Source organism: Xanthocytophaga agilis (assembly GCF_030068605.1).
Taxonomy (GTDB): domain Bacteria; phylum Bacteroidota; class Bacteroidia; order Cytophagales; family 172606-1; genus Xanthocytophaga; species Xanthocytophaga agilis.
The window spans coordinates 262793-281639 of sequence record NZ_JASJOU010000002.1; the positions used below are offsets into that span (position 1 = coordinate 262793).

Genomic DNA, 18847 nt, shown 5'->3' on the forward strand with positions numbered 1-18847 from the left:
ATACTCTATCCAACTCTCTATGCTCACAAAAATTCTTGCTATTCCGAGTCAGCCTCCGTCCAGTATTCAGGCAGTTGTATCTCCATTGTCGATTACACGTATTCCACTAATAGATATACTGAGAGGATATGCCTTATTTGGTATCTTTCTTGTTCGAATGGTTGAAGTATACTCAGGCTGGACTACGGGAAAAGCTTCTACCCTACCGACAGCTCATACTGACATGCTACTGCATCAACTGGTTGCATTCTTTGCGATTGGAAAGTTCAGAGCCTTATTCTCTCTGTTGTTTGGCTTAAGCTTTTATCTTCAGTTACAAAAATTCGAACAGAAAGGTCTTTCCTTTACACAGAATTTCCTAAAACGTCTGGGTGTACTCTTTCTGTTTGGATTAGTACATACTTATCTGCTCTGGTCAGGCGATATATTGCGCTGGTATGCTTTTGCCGGATTAATTCTGATTCCACTCTATAAACTACCTACACGTGCTCTCTTCTTTGCAGGAGCAGTTCTGGTAGTAACTCCTAATATTGCAGAAGATCTATATCATCAATTGTCTGTTGATACAACATCCGCCAAACCGGATGAGGCATTGGCTGTATATACCTTAACAAGTACACATTCCTATTGGGAAATGCTCAAAGCCAACTTTATCATTGTCAATGCAGAATGGATGAACTTTGTGGCTAATTTATGTCATGTATTAGTCATTACAGGTTACTTTTTGTTAGGCGTATGGGTAGGCCGATTACAATTGTTTATTCCCGGCCAGTGGAAAAAACAATATCTGAACCACAAGCAGGAAATTTTTAAGCTGGCAATTGTTCTATTCAGTGCTGCGATTATAGCAGGAATTATCACTGTAGGAGCATTAGTTTATGCAGGAGTATCTATCAAGTCGCTTTTTGCTCAGGATGGACTTTTCAGAGTTATTCTATTCCATAGCAAAACGCCATTCATTGTACTGTCACATATTGTGGGCATATATATTCTGTTGCAGATTCCTTTCCTGCAAAAACAACTGTCTGTGTTAGCCTATGCAGGACGTATGACACTGACAAACTACATTATGCAGTCCATGTTTGGAATACTCATCTTTTATGGAATTGGTCTAGGTTTTTGGGGAACAGTAGGTCCAACGTATTGTATTCCTCTTACATTAGGCTTGTTTCTGCTTCAGGTATGGGGTAGTAAACTTTATCTGTCCTATTTTAAATCAGGACCACTGGAATATATTTGGCGGATTCTTCTACGATAAAGACATGCTTGTAATACTATAGGTTGCACGATTTTTTATAAATAATACTGTTGTATGCATAAGTAGATGCAATCTGAAAGTTTGAACCGAATTCAACATAAATAATTTATGTTGAATTCGGTTCAACTATTTTTTATGTGGTGAAATCTGTTCAAAAACAATTCTTGCGGTTTGTTTCGCTCAAAATAAATTGTTGTGGTTTATTCAACGCATAGGCAAATTTGTGGTAAACTCCAAGCGAAAAACTATTTTGACACCAGTATGTCGATCGCTTCGTAAATCGACATTGTGAGCATAATTATGCTCAGCAGAAAGTTTTGAACCAAACTACACTCAACAGAAAATTTCTGTATAACTCTGCTCAAGCATTCTTATTTTCCGGAAAGCATATCACACAGAAAAATAAAACATTTTACTACAAATACTTATACCTGAAATAGTACCCCACAACATGAATTGATATACATTTTGAGGAAGATCTGTTTCATTAAGTAAAAAGCCTGACGTAGATAGTCAGGCTTTACAATATAACTCAACGTTTATCATTCAGCTCAAGCCTCCTGAAGCTCTTCCTGTTGTTTTTCTTCTGGGATAATCACCTGTTTCAAATCACTCATAACTTCAGAGTAGATAATAGCCGGGACATCACCAAAAGCGATAAGACGTTCGTCTTTCTCATTGCTTGGCTCGTCGTATGTATAATTACCTATCGCAACAGCACCCATTTTCACAAAATACAGTCGACTTAAATAGGCAGAATCTTCATAATATCCACCTACGTAAATACCATCAGTTTCTATAAACACCTCAATAGCAGATTCAGGGAAGGCTTTATAATATCCAGATACATAGCCTCCATCTACGACAGAACCTCTTGCCCAACCCAGCTTCTCCATTTGACCTCCAAAAGCATAGCTGGAAATCTTCTTCTTGTCAAACTCATTTGAGATTTTCACATTCTGATCTTTGTCTTCTACCCGTACAATCGCCCGATCAAGTTGCGGGAAGATAGGTTCCATACCATAATCAAACAGTTTGGTTTTCCATGCTTGCAGATCGTCCTCTGAAAGCGATAATGGATGCACCATCCCTAGCTGTACTCCGTCTTCAAGCATCACCTCTTCATCATCCAGATTGATCAGAGAGGTATCTTCCATTACCATAAATGGATACAACAGATTCCCTTGAGCATCATACGCGCCCCACAATAATCGAACTGCATAGACAAACATAATCGGATTTCCAGTGAAAAATGCCTGCCAGGTTTCCACATCCCACTTTCGCTGAATCACCAGATACTGTTCCATCCGGCCAGATTGTGATTTGACAATGTCACGAACCTCCTTACTGATCTCCTTAAATTCGTCTTGTACCTCTTTAGCAGTTCCCTTAGGTAGTGATTTGAACTTACGATTGTCTTCATCAAAAAAAGCCAGTTTGAAATCTGTATCAATAAAGGCTCGATATTCCTGGTCTTTTGCCAAAAAGGACTTAAACAAGCCTTCAAATCCAAAATCAGGAATGATACTATCTGCCAATTCATAAAAGCTGATATTCAACTCCTCTGCTGCAATCTTAAAGGCATCCATAGCAGCAGCACCTACATTCCGGTTTTTGCTCTTGTATTTACGTGACAGAAACTCTACTGCCCGAAGTGCTTTGTTGGAGCCAATCAATGCCAGAGCCTGCACAGTATACTCTCCCATCTTTCCTCTGTTTGCCTCAACCAGTTGATTTACCTGTGCTTTCAACTTATCTACCAGATCATCGTTTCCTAATAATCCAGCTAACGCCAGTAAATATTTTTGCTTTGAGTCAGACCCTTTCTGGATAAATAATTCATATAGTTTTTTTGCAAAGTCACCACTTTTTTCACGATCTAGTTGTAATAGCAAAGGTTTAGCCTCTATGTCAGGACGAATATCTTTCGAACGTCCCATACGATATAACAGAAAACGTATCGTGTTTTCATCTAGCTGGTCACCTGATTTGTAATACAAGGCAGGTAGATCTTTTTCCAGCAACCAGTCTTCAACAGGCCTCTCAATCTTACCTCGTTTTTTGGTTGCAGCAACCATATCTTTTATTGTTTCTTCTGAAGCACCTTCAAATAACTTCTCGCCTAATGCCTGCAACATCACATCTCGTGCTTCATCATTTTTTTCAGCATTCAGGGCATTACTCAATATAGATTTAGCCGTATCTGTTCCAATTAGAGACAAAATCAACGCTCCGGCCTGACGTACATCCCCTTTTTTATCAGCCAGCAGCTGTTCTGCTTTCGCAATAGAAGAATCTCCCAATTTGCTCAGTGTTACAGCTACAATCTCACGCAATCGTTTGGATTTGTGTCTGGTCAAAGCCCATACTTTTTCCTCATGACGTTTATAGTCATGCTTAGACAGTATTCCCAGAAGGGTTCGGAAATAATCACTGTCTACCTTTCCTGGATCAGCGTAAATACCTTCTATCAAAATATCTACAGCATCACCCTGCAGATGTTTTTCAAGCGTTGTTAAAAACTCACTTTTGACACTTGTATTGTCTTTTAAGTATTCTACAGCAGCAGTCTTGGCATTTACTGGATCTTTTTCCAGCAGATAGTCTATAATATAGACACTATACGGAATGTACTTCCAGTATTCATTGGGGTTGGCAGGAGGTATACGCTTACTACCTTCACTATAATACCAGTAACCAGTAGGTATAGGATTAGGATTGGCCTCCTTCTTCTGAGTAATCAGATAAGTAAAGCCAGCCTCCAGACGTTTTGGCTCATATTCATCAGGTAAATGTTTAGCTAGAGCTTCAAATGCTTCATAGGTAGAAGCAGCCCCAATTCCTCCTGCATGTAATGCTTTTTTGATAGCAGGCTCATACTTTTGAGCATTGTGTTGTAGTAATAGCTCAATATTACTTACACTGATATATGTCTGTGAATAGTATCCATTGTATACTTCCAGAAAATTCTCTATCCGATCTTCAACTGTTTGCTCACGATGTTTTAGAAGGAATCCCAATAGAGTATTCAGACTGCTATCATTATTTGATTTAACCCATCCCAGGATCTGACTCTCTTTCTTAGGTAAAAAGGACAATACATACTCTCCCACACCGGTAAGCCCACCTTCTCTGTCCATCAATACATATTTTAACTCACTGATTGTATCTTCTAAAATACAAGCATCATTCAACCCATTCCGTTTAAGTTCGTCTACAACTAGCGGGAAATAATTCTTTTGTGGATATTCTCTGATCACCTCCTCTACCCAATCCATGAAACGACGTCCGAAATAGTAATCAGGGTTAGGCTTACCTTTTTGCCAGTTTTGATCATGCTGCACAATAAGCTTGATAATATTTTTATCCATCTCTGTCCAGGCGTCAGGCAAATTGAGCAGATTCACAGCACTTGAGAAATACCATGCATGGTGATTATTTAGTTGTGGCATAGTAGAAGTACCACCACTCACATAATCCAGAATCTCCTGAGCTAGTTGCGGAAGGTCACTGTACCATTTGGAATACTGTTCCATCTGTTCAAGAAACTGCTCGGGAGTAATTTTCTGATAAGACATAAAAATGAAGATTAGGTAAAATATAATTTGAATATAAGTGTTTGTGAATAAGGAAAATAACTGATTCTGAAAGCTAACTAATACCTTACTGGCAAGAATAAGTAGTAGTTCTGTTCATATTGGCAGTTCAAAAGTAGCTACAAATATCCAACAAACAAATATTTTAATAACTATTTTAAATAAAAATTACCAATACAAATAAAAATATAATTAACAACTCAAGATGTAGTCTTTATACGTAAAATATAGTAGGTAGATACCTTAAAATATATCCCAAACAAAAAGCCGCTTTGTCGGCGGCTTTTTGTTTGGGATATATGTGTTCACCTATGTTATAACTTCAGAAAGTTTTCCAGAATACTGGCACCTACCTTACTACTAATCTCTGCATGAAACTGCGCAGCATAAAAATTATCTTTATGCAACATAGCAGAATATTCAACACCATAGTCTGTTTTGGCAACTGTATACTCACACAAAGGAGCATAGTAGCTATGGTTATAATATACATAGGAATGTTCCTTTAATCCGGTACAAAGTGGATTTTGAAACTGATAAATATCATTCCAACCCGTTTGTGGTACTTTAATGCCATTTACAGGAGGAAAACGTTTTACATCTATATCAAATATACCCAAACATTCTGTATCATTTTCTTCTGAATACCGGCACATCAGTTGCATTCCTACACATGTTCCCAATACAGGTTGTGTCAGAGAAGGAATAACTTTATCTAATCCCTTGGCTTTTAAATAAGTCATAGTAGAGCTAGCCTCTCCTACTCCTGGAAAGATAACCTTGTCAACTTTTCGCAGTGTTTCTTCATTATCTGTATAGATAGGCTCAACTCCTAAACGGCGTAAAGCATAAATAACAGATTGAACGTTTCCTGCGTTGTATTTAATAATAGCTACTTCCATAAATTCAATAATTAGGCAAGCCATACTGTCGCCTGATGAACAATATACAAAAATAGCATCATTCCGACAGGCAAACAAATGATTTTCCGACAGAGCGTATTATTGATGCATCAGATTTTCTTCAGCGATAGCTTCAACAAGCAATCGTTCAACCTCACTCACTGAGTTATACAGTTGCTCATACGACTCTATTACAAAATACTGATCCTGGAAACGTTCTTTTATATAAGGTGTTTGAAGGATTGTTTTCACATCATAAGTAATTCTCCGGGGAGTAGTATCATTCAGAGAATAATGAGTCTCCCCTTTAGATGATAAAATACCAGCCCCATAAATCCGTAGCTCACCATTTTCCCGAATCAGCCCAAATTCTACCGTATACCAATACAACCGGGAAATAAGTTCGATAGCATACGGATTATCAATAAACCGAAGGGCTATACGACTCAGATCAGCCAGAAAATTGCATAAGTGGGGATTAGTTAATAATGGAACATGTCCAAATACATCATGAAACATATCTGGCTCTTCCAAATAATCCAGTTGATCCATACGTCGTAGCCAGGTGCTGGAAGGAAAATATCGGTTTTCCAGCAATTCAAAAAATTCTTTATTCGGAATCAAACCTGCTACGACATGTAGCTTCCAGCCTGTATAACTGGACAATACTGTATTTACCTGTTCAAACTCAGGTATCTGATGTGCTGTAAAGCCAATACGTTTGATACCTTCCAGGTATTCGTCTGTTGCCATACCGGGCAATTGAGCAATCTGTCGCTCAAATAATATACGCCAAACTCCAAAATCTTCGGAGGTATACTTTTCATATTCCTGTTTCATCGTTGATAGAATTTAATTGTTTGTCGATGCTGACCATTTTTCATAGATAGGTACGGTTCGCTCTTGTCTATGCACTCAATGCCATAGATTACTTATTCATTCTATTAATTTTTGATTCAGACGAGTACTTCCAGCTTCTGCGTTTATAACGTATAACAGCCCGGTACTATTAATACGTTTTCCAGAATAAAAATATTCACAGAATTAATAGAATTTTTTCACACATTCCCAGCTAGCATGAAAATAAAAAAGCCTGACCCCTTTTTCGGATCAGGCTTCTGTATATTTGTGTGAAAATCGTCAAGTTTTACACAAACAACCCTACTCTCCGAAAAAGGTCTTCCCGGTAGCCGTAGTAATAATAATATTGGTTGCTTGTACGAATCATAATGGCAAAGGTAATAGAATCGTTTTATATCTTCCAACAAACCTGAACTTAAAATTTTTTCCTCAGGCAGTGATAGGTATACCTTTGATGCCCTGCACAAAATCTGTAATATCCGTTTTCAGGTCATTGCTTTGCTCCAACACTTTGATAAATGCACTTCCAATGATAGCCCCATTCGCATACTGACAAGCTTTTGTAAAGGAACTGTGATTAGAAATACCAAATCCAATCAGAGTAGGATTGGTTAGATTCATTTGTTGCACCCGTTTAAAATAAACTTCTTGTTCCTCTGCAATACCAGACTTGGCCCCGGTAATGCTGGCCGATGACACCATATAAATAAAGCCTTTGGATACTTCATCAATCTGACGGATACGACTTTCAGAAGTCTGGGGCGTAATGAGAAATATATTCAGAAGATTATTTTTCTCAAATACACTTTTATAGGAATCCAGATATTCATACATAGGCAGATCTGGCAGGATAAGGCCGTCTATACCTATTTCCTGACACTTTTCACAAAATCTCTCCACTCCATATTGTACCACAGGATTCAGATATCCCATCAGTAAAATAGGCACCTGTGTATACTGACGAATACCTTCCAGTTGTTCAAACAATTTTTTCAATGACATGCCATTCTCCAGTGACTTATCATTACTAGCCTGAATCGTAGGGCCATCCGCTACAGGATCAGAGTAAGGCATTCCGATTTCAATGATATCGGCTCCTGCATCAGCAAGTGTCTGAAGAATCAAACGGGTATCTTCCAGCTGTGGAAAACCTGCTGTAAAATAGACATTCAGGATGTCATTTTTCTTCTGCTCAAATAGCTGTATAATACGATTAGTCATGGTATGTAAAAGTAGAATGAACAAAATAATACTGGCACTGAACACAAACGACCAGACGACAGAAGCGGAAGTATCCTGAACGCTTTTCAAAATTACAGGATAAAAAGCAGTTTTCCATAAAAGCGAGTATTTTTGCGACAGTTAAGTTTTTCACCTTAAAGAGATATCATTTTGCCTGTACTGGAGTCTATCACTCGTTTGGTTCAGATCTGCGCCCGGAAAGCAGTTACAGAATTTATTATTTCGCCTGGTTCCCGATCAGCTCCATTAACTATATCATTGGCCCGCCATCCGAATATGCATACACGTGTTGTTCCCGATGAACGGTCAGCCGCCTTTCTGGCACTTGGTATGGCCTTGAAAAGCCGCCAGACTGTAGGACTGGTATGCACTTCCGGAACAGCCGTACTAAACTATGGGCCTGCTATCGCAGAAGCCTATTACCAGCAGGTACCACTGCTCATACTTACAGCAGATCGTCCTTCGGAGTGGCTGGAGCAACAGGATGGACAAACGCTGAACCAGAGGGAAGTATTTGGCAAACATGTAAAAGCTAGTTACGAGCTTCCTGCGGACTTTTCGCATCCGGATGCTATATGGTTTATCGAACGTACTGTCAATGAAGCTATCAATCTAAGTCAATCGTATCCACAAGGACCTGTACATATCAATGTGCCTATTCGGGAGCCATTTTATCCAAAAGCGGATGAGCAGATTACCTTTCCGGAGCAGGTGAAGATAGTTCGATTCTGGAATACAACTCAAGTATTACCACCAGAACAATGGGTAGAAATACGAGAAATATGGGAAGATAGTCCACGTAAGCTAATAGTAGCAGGTCAATCTCTTTATCAACCTGAACTGATTCATGTATTAAAACAGATCCAGCAGGAGTTGCAAATACCTGTTGTAGGTGATATTCTATCTAATCTGCATGAAATCCCGGAAACCATTCGGCTGGCAGATGCTATCCTGATGCAAAAAGATGAAGTATTGCGTAAGGAATTAGCCCCAGACCTGTTAATCACTTTTGGCAATTCTGTTATTTCCAAGAACCTGAAATTATTTCTGCGCCAAGCCAATCCTCGGATACACTGGCATATCCAGCCTGCAGGAAAAGTAGCAGATCCGTTTCAAACACTTACAGATACTATCGCTACACAGCCAATTTACTTCTTCAGGAAGTTATTTGAAGATATTGATTATCAATCTTTCCTCAATGAAGATGAGGTAGAGAACAATGATGACTACTTTCAGTTATGGCAGCAACAGGAACAACAAGCCAGACTACGCCTGAAAAATACCTTTACAGATGCTCCATTCTCAGAGTTTGAAGCTGTATATGAGATCATGAGTGCATTGCCGGAAAGTGGTCTGCTGCATGTAGCTAACAGTATGCCCATCCGATATGCAAACTTTGTCGGAATTAATCACTGGCAGTCGATAGAGTTCTTTGCAAACAGAGGTACCAGTGGTATTGATGGTTGTACAGGAACGGCTCTTGGCTCTGCCTGGGTCACTCATCAGCTTGTTACTCTCATTACAGGTGACATGGCATTTTTGTATGATCGTAATAGTTTGTGGCACAATCGTATTCCACCTAATCTGCGCATTATCGTATTGAACAATCACGGTGGAGGTATTTTCCGCCTCATTGATGGTCCATCTACACAACCCGAACTCGAAGATTACTTTGAAACCCATCAGCATCAGACTGCTGAAAATACAGCCAAAGACTTTGGTATTCCTTATTTCCGTTGTCATACGATGGACGAATTAAAAGGGATAACATCAGATTTCTTTGCAATGGATGGAACAGCCAAGCTACTAGAGATTGAAACTGAGAGGAAACTAAATGAGACAGTCTGGAAAAAATTTAAAAAGGGATAACTAAACAACCTACTAGCTAAAAGGCATCAAGTCTATTCTACATCTTACTGGTACGAAAGTTTATATCGTATAGCATAACAACTCTTCCTGTTGAAAAGCAGTTAGAACAAGCGATTAAACATAACATCCGGTTTATGAGAAAGAAAATTGTTTTTTGTATGTCAGTTATCGGACTGATTTTCGTGACATTCTCCTTTAGCTTGCGGGCGCAAAACAGACAAATCAAGGTATCAGGTATCCGCTCTGAGAAAGGGAAGATTATTGTAAGTATCTTTAAGAATGCAGAATCGTATGAATCAGAGAAACCATTTAAGCGCCTTGTATTTGATAAAAAAGACCTGACAAATGGATCGATGATAGTCTCTGTACCACTTGAATCTGGCGTTTATGGAATGGCGATGGTAGATGATGAAAACAATAATGGAGAGATAGATAAAAACTTTGTGGGAATACCTCAGGAAGGATTTGGCTTTTCGAACTTCTTTCTGACAAAAATGAAAAAGCCTGCTTTTGATGAATTCAAAGTAAACCTCTCTTCCACAAATACTGGAGTGGAAATGAAAGTCAAATATTTATAACCGCTACAAGAATCTTAGTAAGGAATTGTGAACCTGTTCGTTGATAACTATACAAAGAACAGGTTCATCCCATATAATACTTCTATTGATTATTTCAGTTATTGATTATTCCTGTACAACTACTTTATAATGTTGTACAGTTCCTCCTTCCTGGGTAACTTTCAAGTAATACAAACCTGCAGCCAAGCCTTTTATATTTATCATTTTTGTTCCCTCTCCTGCTTCAGACAATGGAACAGAGAGTTTTTGTCCTTGAAACGTATACATCTCAACAGAATAGCTGGTCGTTATACCAGATCGTAGAGATATAGCAACGCTTTCACGAGCCGGATTAGGATAGATTGTGAAAGTACGGCTTTCAGTTTCTGTATTTAGATTTGAGTCATTATCTATACGGGCAGATTTCGTATCACAATCGTCTGTACATTCAGTAGCATCCACATTTAAACTTCCAATACCCTTCCACTCTGTTGCATTCTGTCTCAGACGAGCCTTTGTGGTAATTGTTCCCTGATAGTAAAATTCTCCACTCAATCCGGAATCGGCATCCTGAGCATTGGCTCCGACTCCCAACTGAAATCCTGTATTCAGGTCTTTTGGTGCATGAGATACCTGCAATGTTCCTTCAATGCTTCCTTTTCCTTTCAAATAACTTTCACGAGCTGATAATGTCCAGTATGTCCAGTCAACATGCGTACGTTCTGCCACTTTTCGCGCTTCAGGTGTATTTGTCTTATACGTTCTCTGCAAGGAAGACCACTCTGACCAGTCTTGTGGTTTGACTAACTTGAGATATACATCAAACTGTACAGATCGATCTTCCTGACTCACAATAGTACCCACTACTTCTGCATAATCACCATGATCTGTTAACTGAGCCGGAGATTGCCAGACAAAACCCAGCGGGTTTTCATTGATCCCTCTATCAAATCGAATGGCCCAAGGACAGGTTAAACAACCCGGACGAATGATTTTCCATGGATAGAGCCAGTAAAATTTCGGCGGCAGAACAATAAATGAGTATCGTTCATAAGCACCCATATCCACCTTACTATTCTGGATGCGGGCATCACCGGCAAAATCAGTAGTAATACCTGCCAGATTAGGTACTGCATTAGTACCTGCATTGATAACAGGAGATCCGTTGTTTACCCGCAATCCATCATCTGTAGTACCAGGAATATTATCGGCACCATCTACATCTGCTGCATTGACAAATGAAGGAAATGCATCTTTATTATTGCCACCATCTGTACCTACACTGGCAATCCATCCGCCTCCGCTACCTCCGGAACCTTGTACCAGACTATATGATACGGTATTTACATTTCCATCATTATACACCTGCTGCCCACTGGAAACAGCCGTGTTACCATATAAAATTGAGTTCTCAATTCGGGAAGTCAGAATCTCTATACCTGAAGAAACATATCCGTCGTTAGATAAAGCACCTCCTCTATTCGCTGAATTTCCATAGAACGTAGCATTGGTAAACTCTGTACGTATTTCTGGAGAAAACCCTGAAGGTGGACTGATTACCCGTGTAAAATTAGCCACTGCTCCACCATCGTTCTGAGCATGATTGCCAGCAAATACACAATTAATATATTTTACTCTCAAAATCCCTGCATCATTCAAATGTACTGCAGCACCTCCCCATGCCATTACATTTCCTTGCGCAACATTATTATAAAAACCACAAGCAATAAATACCGGCTTGGAAGCTCCCAATGTGGTTGTCTGAGGATCATTGGTAGACATATATACAGCACCCCCACCGCCTCCTTCATACGCTCCGGTAGGATTACCAGTAGCAGAATTTCCAATAAATATACAACGTCGAAAACCAGCCTTTGTAGTAGCCATATTGACAGCACCTCCGGAACCTGGACGAGTTGTCCCATCTTCAGAAATTACAATGGCTTGATTGTTAACAAACTTACAGGTATCTATCCGTGTACTGTCACCAGTAAGTGCCAATGCGCCTCCTCTGCGATATGCCTGATTTCCGGTAAACTCACACTGACTGATTACTGCCCAATACTTTCCTTTCTGGAAAGAACCCAGAAAAATTGCGCCACCAGCAAAGTTTGCTTTGTTTTGTATAAATTTACATTCCCGTATCTGAGATTCCATAGTCACGAAGACAGTGCCGGGTGTTGTATAAAAGCCTGCACCTTCAGATTCTGCATAGTTCCCCTGAAATGTACAATGAACAATAGTAGGACTGCTGGCATTTTGTGGTGCGCTGATTTTATTATACCACCCTGCCCCATCCAGATTAGGAGAATTAGTATTGGGAGGTGATGCTATATAAGCTCGTCCTGCAGTAATGATAAACCCATCCAATAAAGTAGTTGCTGCTACATTGGCAGTATATACCACATGATATGCATTGTTGCCAACAATATCTGTCCAACTTTCTGCAATAGCATTCGCATCCAGATTGATATCATTGTTATCAATATCTCCACTAAGAATAGTCCGGTTTAGTGTCCAGTTACGTTCAACGAGAGATACTTCAGTTCCAATAAAGCCACCATACAGTTTCACTCCGTTAGGCAATGAAAATGTAACCTCGCGTATATTACTTCCACCACTGGCATCAAAGTCTATTTGTACAGATGGTTTATAGACGCCTGCTGCTACCCAGATTTCATCTCCAATTACAGCAGTGGCAAGTGCGCTTTGGAGGCTGGTGTAGGCATTTGTCCAACTGCTACCATTATTAGCTCCAACAGCGCTGGATTTCACATAAATAGTTGCTCCCTGAACAGCAAAGATTGCCATCCAACATAGGAATAATGTACCTGCTTTTTTCCAGAGGTTGTTTTTGTAGTTTTCCATAGTCTAGTAACAAAGATTCAATTTTATGATTTAAACATCTGAATCTTAGTATGTTGAGCGTATATGTAGTAAACAGAAAGAAAAAAGATCCTTGCTATTGTACAATTTACTGGACAAGACATATCTTAACCTCGTAAGCCTTGTAGTTACTAATGGCAGGATATTTTTATAGTAAAAGTCAAGCTCCGAGATATTCACTTGCACTCATAAATTATTAACAAATTCATAATCAAATAATTATCTATAACAGGCAAAAAAAACCAAGAAAAATATCGCACACGATATAAAAAACAACTTACTTTGTATCGTGAACGATATAAAATCAAACGATATACAAAGTCATGAAAACAATTTATGAAACCAAAGCCACTGCTACAGGTGGTAGAAACGGGAAAGTTTCAACAGAAGACGGAATACTCAATCTGGAAGTGCGGATACCTAATTCGATGGGAGGTAACGGAGGCAATTATACTAATCCTGAACAATTATTTGCGGCAGGTTATGCTGCCTGTTTCGATAGTGCGTTACAATTTGTCGCACGTAGCCAGAAATTACGTATAGAAAGTCAGGTAACAGCTACCGTAGGTCTTCAGTCATCCGAGACAGAGGGCATAACTCTTGTAACGGCATTGGAAGCAGATATTCAGGGTGTAGACAGAGAAGTAGCGCAACAATTATTGGAAAAAGCACATGCTACCTGTCCTTACTCAAGAGCTATCCATAGTAATGTGAACGTTTCTGTAACGCTAAAATAAACAGATTATGAAAGCCAATCCACACATAACACGAGAAGATCAAACCAGCACTGTACAGACGGTATTTCGCATACTGCTGGGACTTAATCTCGCATTTGCAGGAATTGGACATCTTACCTGGGCACGAGTTGAATTTCTGGCACAAGTCCCAACCTGGCTGCCAGTAAATGGAGATTTAGTAGTGATTTTATCAGGAATTGTAGAGGTTGCATTAGGTCTTGCATTGATCTTTCTGGGTAAATACCGTACAATGGTAGGGTGGATAGTTGCTTTATTTTTTGTTCTTGTGTTTCCGGGAAATATATCTCAGTATGTAAATAAAATAGATGCTTTTGGATTGAATTCGGACAAAGCTCGCCTGATCCGCTTGTTCTTCCAGCCTGTTCTGGTAATCTGGGCATTGTGGTCTACAGGTGCTTGGAGCAGTTGGAGAAAAAGCAGACAATCCACTAACTAAAAACTTATATGAGCAATACGCCATTTTATCAGTTGTCTGCCCGCAGTTTACAGGGTAAGGACATATCTATGGATACCTATAAAGGAAAAACTGTTCTGGTAGTAAATACAGCTAGCCAATGTGGTCTTACGCCTCAGTTTGAAGGACTTGAAAAACTATATGAGAAATACAAAGACCGAGGTCTTGTCATTCTGGGTTTTCCCTGTAATCAGTTTGGCAATCAGGAGCCTGGAGATGAAAAGTCTATTGCAGAAGGTTGTGTCATCAACTATGGTGTCACATTCCAGATGTTTCATAAAATAGAGGTAAATGGAACAGATGCTCATCCTGTTTTTAAATACCTGAAAAAAGAACTTCCGGGATTATTAGGAGGACGCATCAAATGGAACTTTACTAAATTTTTGATCGATAAAAATGGGAAGCCAGTCAAACGATTTGCTCCTATTACCAAACCGGAAGCCATTGAAAAATACCTGGAAAAGATTTTTCAGTAAATTTGTCTGTTTATAACACCCAGCTTTCCAAATCATAGAGAGCTGGACAGATATCTAATAGTTGCTAAAAGTATGATAGAAGAGCACTTAAAACTTGAAAATCAACTCTGCTTTCCTTTATATGCAGCATCCCGCTTGATTACAAGAGAGTACCAACCATTTCTGGATGAGCTAGGAATAACATATCCTCAATACCTGGTTCTGCTGGTTTTATGGGAGAAGGATAAAATTACAGTCAATGAAATCCGGCAAAAGCTGATTTTAAATACCAATACAGTGACTCCTCTTTTGCAACGTATGGAAGGCATGGAACTGCTTCAACGCACGCGTTCAGAAGAAGATGAAAGAAAAGTAATTGTTGCCCTTACAGAAAAAGGTAGAGCCTTACAACAACAAGCCAGCACCATTCCCGGAAGACTAATGTCTTGCCTAAGCTCTGAAGAATTAAATCTGCAGGAGTTAGTTGATTTAAGAGACAAACTACATCATCTTCTGGATTTTCTTCTTAACAAGAATCAATCTATGGATTAGACTAAAGCCGCAGTATGTATATTCTAGTCTATATGTGAGCAATATTTATTCTCTACAGGAATGTTGCTTATAACTCATAAGCAACATCGCTCAAGTGAGTGTGTTTAAAATTGTCATTGTATTTAAGGCCAAAACCTAGCATACGATCAAATGCTGCGTGCGCTACAAGTAATGCTCCAGATGCAATCAGTATATCATTATGTAAAAAATAACCTATCAAACTCAAACTGATTGCAATGCCTTTGTGATGAAACAAATTGTATGTCAATGCACCAACACGCGTATTGACTATATACCCCAACATTCCCAGATCAGGAGCGAAAAACAATAAAAACCAAACCCAGGCAGACAAACCAAGATTATAGATTGAAAGGAAATAGACAGCAGCTATAAACATAGCGATTTCTTCAAGTTTGATAGTAAGTTTCATGATGAGTATCTGTTAGTTGACTGATTATTGATATGACAAAGCTAACAGACTCACTTCAGAAAAATCGTTAACAAAAGATAAGAAATCGTTTTGTCTGGAAATCGGTATGCATAACAAGGTTCTTTATCCGAACAAAATTCTCATTAGAACAATACTCACTGGAAGGAGTATCTTCCTTTGGTATCCACACTCACTTTAGGCAACGTTTTCTTGTTCTCAAACCATTCATAACCAGGTTTCAGATTTTTCCAGAATGCCAGTAAAGAAGGATCATCCAAGGTAGTTACCTGAAGAGAATCCCAGGATGAATCATTGAGTTTTGAAGGAAAAATATGCACAGGCACTAGCCCTTGTCCAGCATTTTTAGCTTCTACAAACGCAATATAGATCTCTTTAATCATAGGATCGGTCATTGCCATACATCCAATGCTGACACAATTACCGTGAATAAAAATATCATCACCCGGATGTTTTTTATCTGATAAGATTCGATCTGAAGCATTAGGGTAGTTAATTCCTAGTGACAAATGAAAATTGCTCACAGGATTCCATCTATTGATAACATAAAATCCTTCGGGCACCTGATAATCTCCCAGTTTGCGTTTAGGTCCCAGTTCACCAGACGCAGAGCATATTTTATAAGTTTTGAGTAGCTGAAAAGTTTTATTTGCGCCCTTCTCTTTAGCCCATAACTCCAGTTGCTTTTCTTTCTTAAAAACCCTCAAAAAAATCTCCGATTGATTTATTGTCAATCCTTTATCTGAAAACAATTTCTGTGTCACTGTTTCTTTTTCCTCATAGGCATCTTTTACCCGCTCAAACTCAAGCTGAGTAGTTTTAAAACTTTTAGCAGGGATAGCACTACATAGAAGCAATGTGGTAGCAATAACTAACACTCCTCCCAATGTAAAAAGAACCCAAACATTTGATCTGGTTTTCATAGCAATTGTAGTATGTATTTTTCTCTTAATCCTTATTTTGCATTAAATGTGAGTCCCTGCCATTGATCTGTGCGAAACGGAGAAGCAGGCAACCCTTCTGCATTGTAGAGATTACATCCTTCCGGATTATCAGCCCAAGCATAACGTACAGCTGTTGGCTTTGGGACCATCTCAGACCAGACAACCACGGTATTGCTATCAATTCGTGCATTAGCCCAGTAAAACTTTTTATCATATCCAGCTATGGCAAATCCTTTCAGTGCACCATTCTTGGATTTAAGTCCACCTGAGGCATTGTCAAAAAGAATATGAATTTTATTGTTTTCGATAGTCATGGACTTATACAAAGGCCCAAATGCATTTACTACCGTCGAATCTTTGTAAGCTACCTTACGAGCTGCCAGAAACAAACGCTTTCCTACATCCAGCTTATTTCGGGGATGAATATCGTTTGCATCCCCTATATCAATGCTCACCACCATACCAGTGTTGGGTTCGTTTAATGTAAAGGTTTGTGCTTCTCGCAGTTCTGCCCAGTCACTTTCACCAGGCTGAGGAGTAGCAGCCTTATAATTGGCTAGTTGTACAAATAAGAAGGCAAAGTCATCTTTTTGCTTCCAGGCAGCACGCCAGTCCCGTATCAATGCAGGAAAAAGATTTCTATACTGATACGCTCGTGTTGCATTGGATTCACCCTGATACCAGATTACACCTTTGATAGTATAAGGAATGACAGGCTCAATCATTCCATTAAATAGCACTCCTGGTGAGTTCTGATCCCGCAATTCGGTTGGATATTTGGGCATACGACTTACATCTACTGCAGTCTTATATTTCCATTCGCCAGCCAGAGAAACTGAATAATAAGGTGACAATATCTTCAAATCAGCCGGATTACCCCATATGCCTCCATTACCATGTGTATCATTCACCCGAACAACAATTACATTTCTGCCTGCTTTAACCAACTTACCAGGTATAGTGTATTTTCTAACTTGATTGGCTTCTTTGGTCTCTCCAATCTTTTCTCCATTAAACCAGGTAATATCTTCATTATCTATTTTCCCCAGACATAACGTCAATGTTTGCCCTGCTTCTGATCGGGGTATTTCAATTTCTTTGCGGAACCAGGTTACACCATCATATCCTCCCAATCCAGCCGTTTCCCAGTAGCATGGAAGCTTCATAGACTTCCAGGTTTCTTCATCTTTTATTTTTTTCTCATACCAGGGTCTTTTACCTGTATACCCTCTATCTAGTTTAGGCACAGTTTTCTTCCATGCTTCCAGACGCGTAGTATATGCAGTTGACAATTCTGTCAGATTGATAGTACATTTATCAAGCTTCTCTGCGGCATCTTTAAACTCTGGAAACTGCCTCAACGTAGTTGTACTAACCCACGCTTCAGCAGGTGTTCCTCCCCATTCCGCCTGAATAATTCCAACGGGTACATTATGGGTTTTGAATGCATCACGAGCAAAGAAATAGGCTACCGCTGAAAATTTACCTGCTGTTTTTGGAGAACATGCCTGCCATCCTTCCGACTCAAAATCAGTTTCTGCTTGCCCTGAAATGGTATTTTTCACATCTATAAATCGAATATCAGGATAATTGGCATTGGCGATTTCAATCTGGTGATTAGTTACTTTATCTGCTAGCTTCCATTCCATATTAGACTGTCCAGATGCCAGCCAGACATCCCCAATCATTATATTACGGATCTTAAGTGTATTCTTCCCAAAGATCTCCATTTCGTAGGGCCCACCGGCAGGCAATGGAGGTAATGAAATCACCCATTCGCTGTTTTCATCCGGCAATGCAGCATAAATACGATTCATGAATACAACAGTCACCCGCTCTACCCGTAATGCAGTACCAAATATATTTACTCGGGTATCTCTCTGAATAATCATATTATCACCAACCAATTTAGGCAGATGAACTTCTGCAGATAGGCGAAAGCTATTCAGCAGAAAAAATACAACAAATACTGAGGCGGTAAAACATTTATTCATAGGGTTACGGTATATGGTTTGTATCTGATTAGTAGCTAGATAGATAGAAATGTAAACGTTAGTACTCTTTT

15 protein-coding genes are annotated in these 18847 nt (G+C 39.3%); 7 read left to right on the forward strand and 8 right to left on the reverse strand.

Going from position 1 to position 18847, the window contains the following annotated elements:
• Positions 1-19 precede the first annotated feature (19 nt).
• Positions 20-1258 carry a DUF418 domain-containing protein gene (locus QNI22_RS07885; RefSeq protein ID WP_314510094.1) on the forward strand — a complete coding sequence of 413 codons (1239 nt, stop codon included), beginning with the start codon at positions 20-22 and terminating at the stop codon, positions 1256-1258.
• Between the two features lie 551 nt (positions 1259-1809).
• Here the strand turns inward: QNI22_RS07885 and QNI22_RS07890 are convergent.
• From QNI22_RS07890 to trpA, 4 genes are all read right to left on the reverse strand, one after another.
• Positions 1810-4836, reverse strand: a complete 3027-nt coding sequence (locus tag QNI22_RS07890) for a DUF4132 domain-containing protein (RefSeq protein WP_314510095.1) — start codon at positions 4834-4836, stop codon at positions 1810-1812.
• A gap of 332 nt (positions 4837-5168) precedes the next feature.
• Entirely contained in the window at positions 5169-5756 is a 588-nt protein-coding gene (gene hisH / locus QNI22_RS07895) for an imidazole glycerol phosphate synthase subunit HisH (RefSeq protein ID WP_314510575.1), read from the reverse strand.
• Positions 5757-5855: 99 nt separating this feature from the next.
• Positions 5856-6596, reverse strand: a complete 741-nt coding sequence (locus QNI22_RS07900; protein ID WP_314510096.1) for a phenylalanine 4-monooxygenase — start codon at positions 6594-6596, stop codon at positions 5856-5858.
• Between the two features lie 450 nt (positions 6597-7046).
• On the reverse strand, positions 7047-7838 hold the full coding sequence (gene trpA, locus QNI22_RS07905; RefSeq protein ID WP_314510097.1) for a tryptophan synthase subunit alpha: 792 nt from the start codon (positions 7836-7838) through the stop codon (positions 7047-7049).
• Between the two features lie 171 nt (positions 7839-8009).
• Here trpA and menD point away from each other — a divergent pair, with 171 nt between their 5' ends.
• Together menD and QNI22_RS07915 are read left to right on the forward strand one after the other, a co-directional pair.
• Positions 8010-9728: a 2-succinyl-5-enolpyruvyl-6-hydroxy-3-cyclohexene-1-carboxylic-acid synthase gene (gene menD, locus QNI22_RS07910; protein WP_314510098.1), complete on the forward strand. Its 1719-nt coding sequence runs from the start codon at positions 8010-8012 to the stop codon at positions 9726-9728.
• Between the two features lie 134 nt (positions 9729-9862).
• Complete coding sequence (locus QNI22_RS07915; protein WP_314510099.1) at positions 9863-10306, forward strand: DUF2141 domain-containing protein; 444 nt, start codon at positions 9863-9865, stop codon at positions 10304-10306.
• A 105-nt stretch (positions 10307-10411) separates the two neighbouring features.
• Here the strand turns inward: QNI22_RS07915 and QNI22_RS07920 are convergent, their stop codons facing one another.
• A complete protein-coding gene (locus QNI22_RS07920; protein WP_314510100.1) occupies positions 10412-13153 on the reverse strand; it encodes a T9SS type A sorting domain-containing protein in 2742 nt (913 codons plus the stop codon).
• 341 nt (positions 13154-13494) lie between these two features.
• Here QNI22_RS07920 and QNI22_RS07925 point away from each other — a divergent pair, with 341 nt between their 5' ends.
• The 4 genes from QNI22_RS07925 to QNI22_RS07940 all read left to right on the forward strand — a co-directional run bounded on the left by QNI22_RS07925 (position 13495) and on the right by QNI22_RS07940 (position 15390).
• A complete protein-coding gene (locus QNI22_RS07925; RefSeq protein ID WP_314510101.1) occupies positions 13495-13908 on the forward strand; it encodes an organic hydroperoxide resistance protein in 414 nt (137 codons plus the stop codon).
• A 7-nt stretch (positions 13909-13915) separates the two neighbouring features.
• Complete coding sequence (locus tag QNI22_RS07930) at positions 13916-14365, forward strand: DoxX family protein (protein ID WP_313974940.1); 450 nt, start codon at positions 13916-13918, stop codon at positions 14363-14365.
• Positions 14366-14373: 8 nt separating this feature from the next.
• The gene (locus QNI22_RS07935; protein WP_314510102.1) at positions 14374-14859 is read left to right on the forward strand and encodes a glutathione peroxidase; all 486 of its coding nucleotides are present in this window, start codon (positions 14374-14376) and stop codon (positions 14857-14859) included.
• 72 nt (positions 14860-14931) lie between these two features.
• Positions 14932-15390: a MarR family winged helix-turn-helix transcriptional regulator gene (locus tag QNI22_RS07940; RefSeq protein ID WP_314510103.1), complete on the forward strand. Its 459-nt coding sequence runs from the start codon at positions 14932-14934 to the stop codon at positions 15388-15390.
• A 67-nt stretch (positions 15391-15457) separates the two neighbouring features.
• Here QNI22_RS07940 and QNI22_RS07945 read toward each other — a convergent pair whose 3' ends face one another.
• The 3 genes from QNI22_RS07945 to QNI22_RS07955 form a co-directional block, all read right to left on the reverse strand.
• Positions 15458-15820, reverse strand: coding sequence for a DUF4260 domain-containing protein (locus QNI22_RS07945; RefSeq protein WP_314510104.1), 363 nt, complete (start codon positions 15818-15820; stop codon positions 15458-15460).
• Between the two features lie 155 nt (positions 15821-15975).
• Positions 15976-16761 carry a L,D-transpeptidase family protein gene (locus QNI22_RS07950; RefSeq protein ID WP_314510105.1) on the reverse strand — a complete coding sequence of 262 codons (786 nt, stop codon included), beginning with the start codon at positions 16759-16761 and terminating at the stop codon, positions 15976-15978.
• Positions 16762-16793: 32 nt separating this feature from the next.
• Positions 16794-18776: a sialate O-acetylesterase gene (locus tag QNI22_RS07955; protein WP_314510106.1), complete on the reverse strand. Its 1983-nt coding sequence runs from the start codon at positions 18774-18776 to the stop codon at positions 16794-16796.
• Positions 18777-18847: the final 71 nt, after the last annotated feature.

Excerpts from the sequence above, each read along its gene's own strand:
- QNI22_RS07920 (WP_314510100.1), bottom strand. The coding sequence starts at position 13,153 with ATGGAAAACTACAAAAACAACCTCTGGAAAAAAGCAGGTACATTATTC.
- QNI22_RS07940 (WP_314510103.1), top strand. The coding sequence starts at position 14,932 with ATGATAGAAGAGCACTTAAAACTTGAAAATCAACTCTGCTTTCCTTTA.
- hisH (WP_314510575.1), bottom strand. The coding sequence starts at position 5,756 with ATGGAAGTAGCTATTATTAAATACAACGCAGGAAACGTTCAATCTGTT.
- QNI22_RS07935 (WP_314510102.1), top strand. The coding sequence starts at position 14,374 with ATGAGCAATACGCCATTTTATCAGTTGTCTGCCCGCAGTTTACAGGGT.
- QNI22_RS07950 (WP_314510105.1), bottom strand. The coding sequence starts at position 16,761 with ATGAAAACCAGATCAAATGTTTGGGTTCTTTTTACATTGGGAGGAGTG.
- QNI22_RS07925 (WP_314510101.1), top strand. The coding sequence starts at position 13,495 with ATGAAAACAATTTATGAAACCAAAGCCACTGCTACAGGTGGTAGAAAC.
- QNI22_RS07915 (WP_314510099.1), top strand. The coding sequence starts at position 9,863 with ATGAGAAAGAAAATTGTTTTTTGTATGTCAGTTATCGGACTGATTTTC.
- QNI22_RS07890 (WP_314510095.1), bottom strand. The coding sequence starts at position 4,836 with ATGTCTTATCAGAAAATTACTCCCGAGCAGTTTCTTGAACAGATGGAA.
- QNI22_RS07945 (WP_314510104.1), bottom strand. The coding sequence starts at position 15,820 with ATGAAACTTACTATCAAACTTGAAGAAATCGCTATGTTTATAGCTGCT.
- QNI22_RS07900 (WP_314510096.1), bottom strand. The coding sequence starts at position 6,596 with ATGAAACAGGAATATGAAAAGTATACCTCCGAAGATTTTGGAGTTTGG.
- QNI22_RS07885 (WP_314510094.1), top strand. The coding sequence starts at position 20 with ATGCTCACAAAAATTCTTGCTATTCCGAGTCAGCCTCCGTCCAGTATT.
- QNI22_RS07955 (WP_314510106.1), bottom strand. The coding sequence starts at position 18,776 with ATGAATAAATGTTTTACCGCCTCAGTATTTGTTGTATTTTTTCTGCTG.
- trpA (WP_314510097.1), bottom strand. The coding sequence starts at position 7,838 with ATGACTAATCGTATTATACAGCTATTTGAGCAGAAGAAAAATGACATC.
- QNI22_RS07930 (WP_313974940.1), top strand. The coding sequence starts at position 13,916 with ATGAAAGCCAATCCACACATAACACGAGAAGATCAAACCAGCACTGTA.